Raw genomic sequence first — 12,542 nt, 5'->3', positions numbered from 1 at the left:
ATTCCATAATAGCTACTAGAGGAAGCGTAAATCTGAGCATTTAGTGATAAGGACGGAGCGAATTTTGCTCAGTTTTTCTTAATTAGAGACAAATGAAAAAGCAAGTTTATCCCACAAATAATTGGCAGTAAGCCCCCGCTTCCAGCAATAAAGGGAAGCCATTATGGATAAATAGGGGGTCTACTGCCAGTTAATGTAATGTCCGATTGGTTCAAAGGCCTAGGTCATACCCTTGTGGTACGAACAATCAGTGAGATAGAAACCAAACTGTTTATGACAAAAATAAATAACAGGGAGTCTCATTAATCCAGTTGCTGTATCTAAACGAATTATATGGACATCCTCGGTCATACTTGTTCTTCTCTAGAGGTGTAGATGCTTAGCTTTTGGCGACAAATGTCTTACAATCCGTTTCTTCCGTTGTTTTTGCTTTCGTTTGTTTGTGCGTAACCACGTAGATTCGATCAGCATTACAAACATTTCCTTCGCCCCAATACGTGCAATTGTTTACTTCGCAAAGCACATCTTTTGCCATTTCACACACCTCCCTCTCTCTTAGCATTGACAATAAGCTCTAAAAAAATAATAGGAAGCAAATACCTGCTGTATTATGGAGGCTATTTTCCTTGTTGATGCACTTCAAGGATGCCACTACCATTATCAATGGTTAATAAATGATCTGTATCACGAACAGCAGCATAAAAAATTGTTTTTTGGTCTGGATAACCAACAGCTTCTAGCCTATTTTTTAACCATTGTTCACTTTTGTTCATAAGCTGCAAATTATGATATTGTACGGTTCCTTCGATAATGACAGCTATTGGTAGACCTTGGTATTTCGTTTCCATGTTTAAGTGCATTGGAGTGACAGGTGAAAATTCTTGTTTTAGAAGGATGCTGATTTCTCCACTAGGTTCAATAATGGCATAGTCTATATTGGATATATCGGAATACCCCTTTTCTCGAATACTTGACAATAAACCAGTTAAGGTGAAATGAGAGCGCTTTAGATTAGCTTTAATTAGTTTTCCATGTTTGATGACAATTGTTGGCTGACCGATAAAAAATTTATTTAACCAATTAACAAGTGTAAGCTTTGAAAGGATAATATGAATTGTACCAATAACAAGAAGGCCTGTTATTGCATTCGTGAAGCTATTTGTAACTAGAGGACCAGCAGCTAGTGACACAACGAAAAAAACACCGGCTAAATCATGTGCAGTTAATTGAGCAAAGGCTGATTTACCCATTAGTCGAATGATGATAATGGTAAGGAGATATAACATAATGATTTTCCCAATATATACCACCATAAAAGGCCTCCTCATAATCTTCTGGTTACGTAGTATGGATAAATATAAAAAATATATAAGTATTCACATGGTATTTTCAAAATATTAGTAGCTACATTAGAGAATGAAATGAATGTTCTCTTGGAATGATATTTAAAATAAAGCAAATAGGGTAGAGGTGGTTAAATGTATACAGTTTTTATTGATCCAACCATTCGTTTTTGGTTGTCAATTGGCTTAGTACTTATCATTATCGTAATTATTATTCGCTTTCGTGCCAAAAACAATCTGAAGAGTGATTCCCTCGAGCTTTTAGAGAGGCGCTATCAGCGTGGAGAAATAAGCCAAGAGGTCTACGAAAGGGCTCGTAAGCGTAGAGGAAAATAAAATGCTAAAGGAATGTCCTTTCAGTGAAGCGCTGCGAATACTAGGAGATTCCTTGAAAAAGAAGAGTGCTTTTTCTGCTTGCGATGTATAGCTACAGAAGGCTACAGAAGCCTTCCCTTATCCTGTAGAAAGCGGGCGATCCGAGATCACACAGTGTGGTTTTTACGGGGAAGACGCGGGCGTTCACTCACACCACGCACAAAAAATGCTTGTAGAAAACACTGGGGTTTTTCTACAAGCTAAGAACGTGAAGATCGATCTATTTAAATACTTGCTTGGATCAGTTGTTTAATTTCTTCTGTTTTTCCTTCGTGAAAAAGGTCGACAATCTTACTTCCAACAACAACGCCATCGCAATAAGAACTAAGCTCTTTTGCTTGTTTGCTAGTGGACACGCCAAACCCCGCTAAAACAGGAACAGGGCTTTGTTGTTTTAGTTGGTGTAGATATGTCTTTACTTTAGTTTCATAAGATGTTCTTACCCCTGTTGTACCTGTAACGGTGACGGCATAAAGAAACCCTTCTGACCGATGAGCCAACGTTTTAATTCGCTCCCTAGAGCTAGTTAACGCTGCCAGCCGAATGAATGCAACAGAACTTTGTTGGAGCGCATCTGTTACCATTTTTTCTTCCTCTAGTGGGAGATCTGGTATAATTAGTCCATCTATCCCAGCATGAACACAGGATGCAGCAAAGCGTTCAATACCATACCGATATATAGGATTACTATATGCCATAATAATTATTGGTACGGTACGCTCATCCTTAAAGGATTCGAGTTCTTCTAGCACTGCTGTTAACGTCGTATCATTATCAAGTGATCGTTTTCCAGCGTTCTGTATCGTTGGTCCATCTGCGACAGGGTCAGAAAAGGGAATCCCAACTTCTATCGCAGCTACACCGCAATTTTGCAAAAACAACGTACGCTCCTTTAGCTTATTCAGTCCACCGTCACCAGCCATGATATAGGGTACAAAAAGATTTTTATTTTCATTTTGTAATTGATTGAGGTAATTAACCAGTCTCTCTTTTCCCATCCTATTTATCCTCCAATACGTGTTTTATTTGCTCAACATCTTTATCTCCGCGGCCAGAGAGGCAAATTACTAGGGTTTGTTCCGAATCCATTTGTATGGAGAGTTTTTCAGCAAAAGCAATCGCATGTGCACTTTCTAATGCCGGAATAATGCCTTCGGCTTGGCATAATGTTTGAAATGCAGTTACCGCTTCATCGTCAGTAATAGATACATATGCTACACGCCTCGTATCATTTAAATGACTATGTTCTGGGCCGACGCCAGGATAATCAAGTCCAGCGGATATCGAAAAGGCCTCTTGAATTTGACCGTGTGTATCCTGTAGTAAATTCGTCATCGTTCCATGTAATATCCCAGGGCTTGGATGTACTAATACAGATGCATGCTGGTTTGTATCTAATCCAGCTCCTCCGGCTTCGACACCATACAGCTTTACTTGCTCGTCCTCAATAAAAGGATAAAACATTCCCATCGCATTACTGCCTCCACCTACACATGCAATAATAGCATCTGGTAATGAACCATCTTGCTTGAGGATTTGCTGTTTTGTTTCCTTGCCAATAATCGACTGAAAATTACGAACAATTTTCGGGAATGGATGAGGGCCAACAACAGAACCAAGAATGTAATGTGTATCCTCAACATTTGCTACCCAATATCTAAGTGCATCATTGACTGCATCTTTTAAGGTGCCACTTCCATTTTTGACGCTACGTACCTCTGCACCTAAAAGTTCCATCCGAAATACATTCAGCTTCTGTCTCCGCATATCCTCTTCACCCATAAATACAACACATTCGAGACCAAGCAAAGAGCAAACCGTTGCAGTAGCTACTCCATGTTGTCCAGCACCTGTTTCTGCAACAACCTTTTTCTTTCCCATTCGAAGTGTTAACAGAGCCTGACCGATCGTATTATTGATTTTATGTGCCCCTGTATGGTTTAAATCTTCACGTTTTAAATAAATCTGTGGCCCCGCTAACTTCTTTGTAAGATTCTCTGCATAATATAAAGGGGTTTCTCTACCTATATAGTGGGTTAGATAGTCGTTTAATTCTTTACAAAATGTTGGATCATTTATTGCCTTTTCATACGCCTCTTCTAACTCGAGCAAAGCAGGCATCAATGTTTCCGGAACATATCTTCCACCGAAATTTCCGAATCTCCCATGTGAATCAGGCATTGTGTAGGTTATCATGAAACTCATCCTTTCGTTTTGCATTAGCTATAAATTGTTTTATCTTTTCTGGATCTTTGTTACCGTTCGTTTCGACTCCACTTGATACATCAACAGCATATGGATGAAGTGTTCGAATGGCGTCTCCAACATTTTCCGGTGTAAGACCACCTGCGATCATGATTCTGTCTTTTGGTATTGGTAAGTGATTAAATAAATTCCAATCAAATGGAACGCCATTACCACCTGGGCTTTTCTGTACGGGTCCATCTAATAAGTAGAAATCGCATGGATAGGCTTCGATACGAGATACGTGTTGAGCATCCACTGGATATGCTTTAATGATTTTGCTATTTAATTTGTTAGCAGCAGCAGCGGATTCTTCACCGTGGAGCTGGATATAATTAAGTGGCACTTGTGAAGCTATCGTATTCATTGTTTCAAGCCTTTCATTTACAAAGACACCAACCGTTTTAACTGAACGAGGAAGGATATTTACAATGTCAGCAGCAGCTTCTGGAGTGATGGACCGCTTGCTTTTGGCGAACACGAAGCCAATGAAGTCAGCCCCAGCATCAACAGCTGCTAGTGCAGCCACAACAGACTGAATGCCGCATATTTTAACGTGCATGCTTTGTACTCCTTTCCTTTGCAACTTTTAATTCATTAAAGGCTTTTGATACGTTAGTAGCGCGCATTAATGTTTCACCAATAAGTAACACCTCTGCACCAGCATCGCGTGCCAAAATTGCATCAGAACGGGTACGAAATCCACTTTCACTAATAATCAATGTATCTCTATGTGGAATAAGAGCTGCTAGTTTTGCTGTTGTTTGTAAATCGACCTCAAAGGTTTTTAAATTTCGGTTATTAATCCCAATTATTTCAGGGTTTAACTCTAGTAAAACTTCCAATTCTGTGACTTGATGTACTTCGCAAATAACCTCAAGCCCTTTGTTTATAGCATAATGATATAGATCGTGTAATTGTTGCTTAGATAATGCGGCAACAATTAACAGGACAATGGAAGCACCAGCGGCTTTAGCGTGATCAATTTGGATGGGATGAATAATAAAATCCTTACATAATACGGGTATTCGAACCGCTTCAGCAACTGCTTGCAAATCTTCCATCGAACCCTTAAAAAAGGTTGTATCTGTTAAGACAGATATGGCTGCTGCACCACATGCTTCATATTGTTTTGCTTGTGCAACTGGATTAATCTCTGTTCTTATATCTCCTTTGGAAGGGGAGGCACGTTTTATTTCCGAAATAATCTGTACCTCGGAGGAATTAGCTATTGTGTCCTTAAAAGGGATCGGTTGTTTGGCAGCATGGAAGGGGATAGATACTTGCAATAGCCGCTCTACCTCGATTTGTTTGCTGGCTATAATATTCTCTAAAACAGTCATTCATACCACCTCACTTGCGTATTTCTTACTAAAGTCAATTAAGCTTGTTAAACATGCTAACGCTTTGCCAGAGCGAATACTCTCTTTCGCTAACTCTACTCCTTGCTGAATAGAGGATGCTGTCCCATGTGCATAGAGTCCAAGCCCTGCATTTAAAATGACTGTATCTAAATAAGCGCTTGAATGACCTTTTAGCACGTCTTTTGTAATCGCAGCGTTTTTCTTCGGATTCCCACCTTGAATTTCTTCATTAGAGTAAACAGGTAATCCTACTTCTTCTGGGTGTAGGCTAAAGGATTTTAGTTTTCCACCTTCAAGCAAGATAAGATGGTTTTCGCCTGAAAGTGATGCTTCATCCATACCCCCAGCACCGTTGACAACAATTGCTCGTTCTCTACCTAAGTTACGTAATGCTTGAGCTACAATCTCCAGTTTGTCTTTACGGTAAACGCCGATAAATTGCGAGTTCAACGTAACTGGGTTAGTCAATGGGCCAATGACATTGAAAATGGTCGGTAATCCTAAGTCTTTACGAACCTTTGTAAATGGCTTTAGGGCGTTATGCACATGTGGGGCGAATAAAAAGGCGATGTTATTTTTATACAATGATTCTTCTACTTGTGCGCGTGTTAAAAATAAAGAAACACCAAGGGATTCTAAAACATCTGCACTCCCAGTTTTACTAGAAACACTACGATTTCCATGTTTAGCAACTGGAACTCCTGCACCAGCAATCACAAATGCAGAAGTGGTACTTATATTAAAACTTCCCGACATGTCACCTCCAGTTCCGCAGTTATCCATGACATTTTCAATCGTTGTTGTATGATATGATGATTGAGAGCGGATGACTTCTACCAAGCCAGTTATTTCATCAGGAGTTTCTCCTTTCACCTGTAATGCGGTTAATAACGCGGCGATTTCAGATTCTGTTATCGAATTACTCAGGCAGGAAAGCGCCACCTTTTTCATTTCATCAACGGTTAAATGGTGTCCATGAAATAATTTTTCAAGATAAGTTCTCATAGGGATTCTCCTTTCTTATTCCTTGAATAAAGTTATGGATCATTTTCTTACCGACGGCTGTACCGATGGACTCTGGATGAAATTGCACCCCGTATACTTGGTAAAAGGGATGCTGTATAGCCATCACCTCTTTGTCCTCCAATGATGTTGCCACTAATTCAAGCTGCGGAGGAAGTGATTCTTCAGCAAGGACGTACGAATGATAGCGCATGACTTTAAGCGGCTGTGATAAATATTGAAAGATACCAGCTCCATTATGTGTAACTAGTGATGTCTTTCCATGCATAATTTGGTTGGACTGCCGAAGTGAAGCACCCAATGCCTCACCGATAATTTGATGCCCTAAACAAATGCCTAAAATGGGAATTTGCTGATAGAATGCGTTGACTATTTTCAGGCAGACACCAGCTTGATCTGGCAGGCCAGGACCTGGAGAAATAATGATTGCCTGTGGTTTGAGCGCTTTTACTTCATCAACGGTAACGCAATTATTTCGGACAACTTTTACCTGGAAACCTTCTTCAGATACATATTGGTAGATGTTATACGTGAAGGAATCATAATTATCCAGTAGTAAAATCATTAGTAGACACCTCCATAAGTGATTTAGCCTTAAACAGCGTTTCCAAATATTCTTTATCAGGTTCGGAACCATGTACAATTCCAGCCCCAGTCTGTAGGTAAGCATGTTTCTCCTTGACTACAAGTGAGCGAATTGCCAGCGCCATCGTTACGTCATGATTATAATTAATAAAGCCTATGCCTCCACCATAGACACCTCTTTTTGTTCCTTCTAATTCATTAATGATCTGCATCGCCCTAATTTTAGGTGCTCCAGATACCGTTCCTGCGGGCAGACAGGATATTAATGCAGTAAAGGAGCTACAACCTTTTCGAAGCTTTCCGTGCACCTCTGAGACGATGTGCATGACATGCTGATATTTTTCAATTGTCATGTAGGTTGGAATGTGAATACTTCCAATCTCACATATACGACCAAGATCATTTCTACTCAAATCGACGAGCATACGATGTTCGGCAATTTCCTTATCATCCTTTAATAGTTCCTTCATAAGGCGCTCATCTTCAACCGGTGTTTTCCCACGAGGTCTTGTTCCTGCAATTGGATTCGTCATTACATTCCTACCGCGCGTTTCTATTAAGCTTTCTGGCGATGCTCCAAGAATTAAATACTCACCAAAATCGATATAAAACATATACGGAGATGGATTTACTTTCCGGAGCTGACGATAAAAGGAAAAGGTATCACCCTCGAATGTTGCCTTCATGCGTTGAGATAACACAACCTGGAAAATATCACCCTGCTGAATATGCTTTTTTGCTGCTACAACTTGTTGCTGAAAAGCTTCTTTTGATATTTCAGGATAAAAGGTAAATGGTGTTTCCTGCTGATTACTAGTAGGGTTCGTTTGCTGAATCTGTTTTCGTAAAAGCTCCAATTGATAATCCAAATCATTTGCTTGATCTGCATCGCCCCGGATTGCGATCACATAAAGAATTTCACTAGCATGATCGAATACAAGGATATTTTTATATAGCATAAAATGAATGTCCGGCATGGCTAAATCATTCGTTAACGTTTCACCAATATCTTCTATCGATCGAATCGCATCATAGCCTACATAGCCAATTGCTCCGCCGTAAAAGGGGAGCGGTAAATCAATGGAAATGTGAGGTAAATGTTCCTCCATGTAGGTTAAAGCGTTTTGATCGATTGTCTTATCTGTATGGTTGATATAATCAATATGTTCTGTTGTATCATCATAGCCAATAATCTCTCCGTATGGATCACAGCCAATAAATGAATACTTTCCTTTCGTTTCATGTTGAAAGGTACTTTCCAGTAGGAATTTTTTCTCACCTGTTAATCGTTGGAATAATTCAATAGGGGTTAATGTATCTGCATTTAGTTTCATAAGCTTATACGTTGCTTCTTTTTTCAAAGCCATTTCATCCTTTCTTAGATTAATCATTCGTTTTGTTGTGATTAGATCATGCATCCCTAGATGATGAAGTAAGCACAAAAGCGTAAGCGCCCAATTAGAAACGTAGCGACTGGAGTGAGTCAACGGAGATAAAGGAATCACGGTGAGCTTACGAGCCGATGATGACTTAGCTTAGGGCGAGTCGCCTAGTTTCTGGGTACTGGAGCTGGACATGGCTCAACACTACATGGACAAATTTATAATTTCCTAGACTATAAAAAAATCCTCTATAAACACATGATTTGTGTTTATAGAGGACGATAGGGGACCGCGGTGCCACCTCTGTTAAAAAGTGTAGACTTTTTATCTTTATTCGAATACGGGAAAATGCTTCGAAAAATTGAAATGCTTGATCCGATATTCTATCCGTATAACGGCGGAGCTCCGTGCATCCCTACTCTGTTCAGGAGGCCTCTTGTAAGTCCATTCAGCACAGTTCCACATACTAGCATCCCACCACCGCTAGCTCTCTTTAATGCTTTTACCATGCTTACTTCTCTTACGCAACGATTTCCATTCTATTTACTTTTCAACAGCAGTTTTCCATTTTAAATGCAAAAAGTCCCTCATCCGACAAAGGACGAGGGACCGTGGTACCACCTTTATTAGCTGAAATACAGCTCACTTTAGCAATATCAAGCTTTACGTAGCTTCATATATGTATCTCAGATAACGATGAGATTAATTCGCCAAAGCCTACTGCACGTATGGTTCGGTTTGGAAGCTCAGAAGTCCATTCATCTAATGAAGCACACTGATTCTCACCAGCCATCAGCTCTCTTCTGTGTTCGATTAGATTACTACTCTTCATCATTGCTAGTATTCATGGAACTATTTATTGGAATTAATATTAAGAGAAATTAGGTTGGAAGTCAACCCTTATTTTAAACAAAAAATGAATCGGTGACATAAATTTTGTCACCGATTCTGTGATTTGTTTTTCTATATTATTCCTCCATTACCGTTAGTTGGTGCTGGGAAATTGAATGATGGCGGCGTACCTGGTTTTTCACAGCGATTAGGGTCTACATCACAGAAATTCCCCTCTGGATCTTTGATCACTTGGCGTGTAACGGTAATCGTCGTACGTAATACAACCTTAACCAATATACCTGCTAACGTAACTACGCCAGCAACATCGACACCCGGAACCTGTTGAGTAAAGACTCCTTCGATTTCAAATGGCGTTTCCTGTAGCATATCCTGTGGACAAGCCCCTGGAAAGTCGGTATGCGCTTGGAAAGGAATACTTGTTGTAAACGTAATCGGAAGTGCTACATCTAATACAGTTATAGAAACGGTTGCTGGTACGAGCCCAATATTAACGACCTTATCCTTGATAATTCTAGCATTTTGCGTAATACCATCTAAGTCAGGGGTAACAGTGATAGAAACGATATCACTAAGGACTGGTATTCCTAAATCTGTGAGTGGAATGGTTCTTTCAGCTACCTTTTGAACGGTTTTAGTACCTACCACGGAATTAACTAAGAAGCAGTCACTATTTAATTTGGTAGCCTTTAGCTCGGGCTTTTTGAAATTACATTTGCAAGTTTCACGTTTACAGCAGTGATTTTTTTGTGGCTTCTGTTTTTTCTTTTTATCAACCACTACAACGTTTTTGAAACATTTAGAGGACATTACATCCCCCCTCCTTTCACGAATTCTGTTTCGAAAATAAAATATTATTTTCAAGATTATACTATTAGCTAAAGGCGCTTTGTGATTGGACTTTTTAATTATTAAGTCATTTCCCCAGCATACATATAATTCGAGGACTTGGAACATAGGTAATTGTATGATGTACTACAGATCTTTTGGTCTATTTATCCCACATATAATGTGGGAGTAAAACCCCCACGATGGAGGTTTCACTTTATTTATCACATTAGCGGTTATGTTAAAGGGGCTGTCCAAAGTTATGATTTCCTGTAATCAACATATGGTCTAACTGGAGAATTCTTTGGAGTCTTGTTAATAATAACCACGGATGTTTTTGTTATGTAGATAAGGAGCGGACTTTTAGACCAGCTCCACTTTTTTAAGCTCATGTTTTCGGAGAGGTATATATAATAGGCTTTGATAAATCTGTCTGTGCTGTTTCATAAGGGTGATTGGGGTTATGAAAATATAAAGAAGGAGGCTCCTAAGAGAAATAGGGTTATCGTCTAATCGTGTATATAGATAAATAATAAGTAGGTACTATATACATTTCAATTTACTATAATCCTAGTTTCCAATAAGGTAGCCTCTAGAAATAAGTGTTATTTAAATGAGTGTAAAACCTTTATTCTAGACCGTTCTTATAACCTATTCGGAGGATGTAATAGGTTTTCTCGTAAATTTATTTTATTTTACCGCAACAGCCGCCTCTTCGAAACATTCCTCTTTTAATTGATGAAGATGAATTTAATACAATTGGCTTCGTTGGCGTCTTTAATTTTTTATAGCTGCTTTTTGCTTTCTTTATTTCTTTTGCCTTCAACATATCTCAACTCCTTAGGTTTTATAATGTATTATAGTATTATTTTGTGGGAATGGTCGGGCTATCGTGAGGATTCTATGCGAAAAAGGCATTCTTCATAGTTCGTATCACGTATTCGATACCATCTCACAGTGGGAGAACCTCTTTTAAAGGATATAATGATCATTTTTATATCGGTATCGGGGTGGTTAATCATATCTAATGTGGAAGGTATTGGTGCTGTAAAAGGGTGAGAATGATAGATAGCTAAAACATCTTGCTTTTCTTCATTAATTCTGTTCAACGTACGTTCAACGTTATACTTACTTACAAAAAAACGTCTATCAGACTTACATTCATTTTTAAATTGCCAAATAGATTGAACGTTCGTCTGATTTCCTGCTAACAAGCCACATGCCTCGTAGGGTAAGGTTGAGATACCATGTTCAACCATTTGATTGTGTATGGATAGTGGGATAATAATCTGGTTACAGTTCATCTCACCCTCTTTTAAAAATGGAAAGAAGTGAAGTGAAGTCTGATTTTTTAGTTGATTCGTCTGATTGCTCTGAGTTACTTTTCGTTGGCTCTATTGGCTTTTCTTCACTGGATTCTGTAATACTTTCTATCGGCTCTTCTTCTATTTCCGTACTTGGTATATTTTCTTCTGTTATGTTATTTTCAATGGTTAGATTATTATTTACAACAGGAGTAGTGTCTTCAGTAGTAGGTAAGGTGCTGTCTGTATCGAGGCTTTCTTCTTTTTGCTCTTGTGATTTGTTTTTGGGAGTTACTGTGCGAGTAATAATATTTTTATTTAATTCGTATTGAGCATTTCGGAACGTCTTCTTTGCCTTACTCATGGATATTGTTTCAGATTCCTGTGAGTTAGCATGTGTATAATAAGATTTCTCGTTGTTTGATTTTGTATGACTATAGTGCTGTTTATTTACTTGGTTATTTTTTTTTTTGTTTAAGGGTTGCTCGACATTGTTGGGGAATTGTAGTATGCCCTGTAATTGTTTGTAATCTGACCTCTTAGCTGAACGATTATTTTTAGCAGTATTATCCTCCTTAGGCTTCAATAATTCTTTGATTTGCGAGATTTCTTCTTTTAAATGTTCCAGTTCTATTTTCTGTTCCATGGCATTTGTGTTTTGGTTACTTATTAATTGATTTATCTTCTCCGAAATCTCGACAAATGGCAGTTGTTCAAATTGCTGTTTAATCAGCTGTGCGTCTTGCCTTAATTGCTGTAAGAAACCAGTAATAGATGTAAGCTGGTTAGCAAGATGTTGCTCTTCCATTTGATGATTGGAAATTTCTTCTCGATAATTATTTTCCATAGCCTTCATGTCTCCTTCTAATTCAAAAATTTTCATCTTTAAATCGTAAAAGTCATCTTTTGTTTTAAAATAATCTTCAAATAAATTTCCCTCTGTCATGGTTTTAACTGTTTGTTTGTAGGCATCGAGCTCCTTTTTTAATTGATCAATATCATCAACATTATACAGTTCATATCGATACATTTTCATTCACCCTTTTACAGCACATTAATATACTATTTATGAAACATCAATATGTGACAAATGTGCATTTTTGAAATAACAGAACATAATTGTTTTGACATACTCATTTTATGCACAGCTTTCACGATTTAAGCTAAATACAGTCACATTTGATGTTTAAATTGTACGGATGTCGTTATGATTATGACGTTTACCTAAATCCATGATTATCA

Annotated in this window: 14 protein-coding genes and 2 other annotated features; of the genes, 1 reads left to right on the top strand and 13 read right to left on the bottom strand. The window is 38.4% G+C overall.

The annotated features are described in order from the left end of the window. Nucleotides 1–379: 379 nt before the first annotated feature. Both ABDZ84_RS04260 and ABDZ84_RS04255 read right to left on the bottom strand, forming a co-directional pair. Nucleotides 380–535: a DUF1540 domain-containing protein gene (locus ABDZ84_RS04260; RefSeq protein WP_080668733.1), complete on the bottom strand. Its 156-nt coding sequence runs from the start codon at nucleotides 533–535 to the stop codon at nucleotides 380–382. Between the two features lie 82 nt (nucleotides 536–617). Next, nucleotides 618–1,313, bottom strand: a complete 696-nt coding sequence (locus ABDZ84_RS04255) for a DUF421 domain-containing protein (RefSeq protein WP_026682387.1) — start codon at nucleotides 1,311–1,313, stop codon at nucleotides 618–620. A gap of 165 nt (nucleotides 1,314–1,478) precedes the next feature. Between ABDZ84_RS04255 and ABDZ84_RS04250 the strand changes: the two genes are divergently transcribed. Further along, complete coding sequence (locus ABDZ84_RS04250; protein WP_343780278.1) at nucleotides 1,479–1,679, top strand: SHOCT domain-containing protein; 201 nt, start codon at nucleotides 1,479–1,481, stop codon at nucleotides 1,677–1,679. Nucleotides 1,680–1,942: 263 nt separating this feature from the next. On the opposite strand, the gene trpA is transcribed toward ABDZ84_RS04250, so the two are convergent. From trpA to ABDZ84_RS04195, 11 genes are all read right to left on the bottom strand, one after another. Beyond that, nucleotides 1,943–2,716, bottom strand: a complete 774-nt coding sequence (trpA, locus tag ABDZ84_RS04245; RefSeq protein ID WP_026682389.1) for a tryptophan synthase subunit alpha — start codon at nucleotides 2,714–2,716, stop codon at nucleotides 1,943–1,945. 1 nt (nucleotide 2,717) lies between these two features. Then, nucleotides 2,718–3,914, bottom strand: a complete 1,197-nt coding sequence (gene trpB, locus ABDZ84_RS04240) for a tryptophan synthase subunit beta (protein WP_166530543.1) — start codon at nucleotides 3,912–3,914, stop codon at nucleotides 2,718–2,720. Further along, nucleotides 3,892–4,524, bottom strand: a complete 633-nt coding sequence (locus ABDZ84_RS04235; RefSeq protein WP_166530542.1) for a phosphoribosylanthranilate isomerase — start codon at nucleotides 4,522–4,524, stop codon at nucleotides 3,892–3,894. The genes trpB and ABDZ84_RS04235 overlap by 23 nt, the downstream gene beginning before the upstream one ends. Then, on the bottom strand, nucleotides 4,514–5,305 hold the full coding sequence (gene trpC / locus ABDZ84_RS04230) for an indole-3-glycerol phosphate synthase TrpC (RefSeq protein WP_166530541.1): 792 nt from the start codon (nucleotides 5,303–5,305) through the stop codon (nucleotides 4,514–4,516). Before trpC ends, ABDZ84_RS04235 begins: the two co-directional genes overlap by 11 nt. Continuing rightward, nucleotides 5,306–6,331, bottom strand: coding sequence for an anthranilate phosphoribosyltransferase (gene trpD, locus ABDZ84_RS04225; RefSeq protein ID WP_166530540.1), 1,026 nt, complete (start codon nucleotides 6,329–6,331; stop codon nucleotides 5,306–5,308). Then, entirely contained in the window at nucleotides 6,315–6,914 is a 600-nt protein-coding gene (locus ABDZ84_RS04220; RefSeq protein WP_166530539.1) for an anthranilate synthase component II, read from the bottom strand. The genes trpD and ABDZ84_RS04220 overlap by 17 nt, the downstream gene beginning before the upstream one ends. Beyond that, complete coding sequence (gene trpE / locus ABDZ84_RS04215) at nucleotides 6,895–8,301, bottom strand: anthranilate synthase component I (RefSeq protein WP_425542086.1); 1,407 nt, start codon at nucleotides 8,299–8,301, stop codon at nucleotides 6,895–6,897. The genes ABDZ84_RS04220 and trpE overlap by 20 nt, the downstream gene beginning before the upstream one ends. A gap of 286 nt (nucleotides 8,302–8,587) precedes the next feature. Next, nucleotides 8,588–8,853: a binding site (T-box leader), on the bottom strand. Between the two features lie 57 nt (nucleotides 8,854–8,910). Then, nucleotides 8,911–9,160, bottom strand: a binding site (T-box leader). A gap of 119 nt (nucleotides 9,161–9,279) precedes the next feature. Then, a complete protein-coding gene (locus tag ABDZ84_RS04210) occupies nucleotides 9,280–9,978 on the bottom strand; it encodes a hypothetical protein (protein ID WP_166530537.1) in 699 nt (232 codons plus the stop codon). 703 nt (nucleotides 9,979–10,681) lie between these two features. After that, nucleotides 10,682–10,825 carry a hypothetical protein gene (locus ABDZ84_RS04205; protein WP_161629283.1) on the bottom strand — a complete coding sequence of 48 codons (144 nt, stop codon included), beginning with the start codon at nucleotides 10,823–10,825 and terminating at the stop codon, nucleotides 10,682–10,684. Nucleotides 10,826–10,883: 58 nt separating this feature from the next. Continuing rightward, the gene (locus ABDZ84_RS04200) at nucleotides 10,884–11,300 is read right to left on the bottom strand and encodes a M67 family metallopeptidase (protein ID WP_026682396.1); all 417 of its coding nucleotides are present in this window, start codon (nucleotides 11,298–11,300) and stop codon (nucleotides 10,884–10,886) included. 1 nt (nucleotide 11,301) lies between these two features. Next, nucleotides 11,302–12,330: an AAA family ATPase gene (locus ABDZ84_RS04195; protein ID WP_026682397.1), complete on the bottom strand. Its 1,029-nt coding sequence runs from the start codon at nucleotides 12,328–12,330 to the stop codon at nucleotides 11,302–11,304. Between the last annotated feature and the right edge of the window lie 212 nt (nucleotides 12,331–12,542).

The organism is Virgibacillus salarius (genome assembly GCF_039521925.1).
GTDB lineage: Bacteria > Bacillota > Bacilli > Bacillales > Amphibacillaceae > Virgibacillus > Virgibacillus salarius.
Note: the sequence above shows the minus strand (reverse complement) of the source record. Positions and strands in the feature narration are given on the sequence as shown.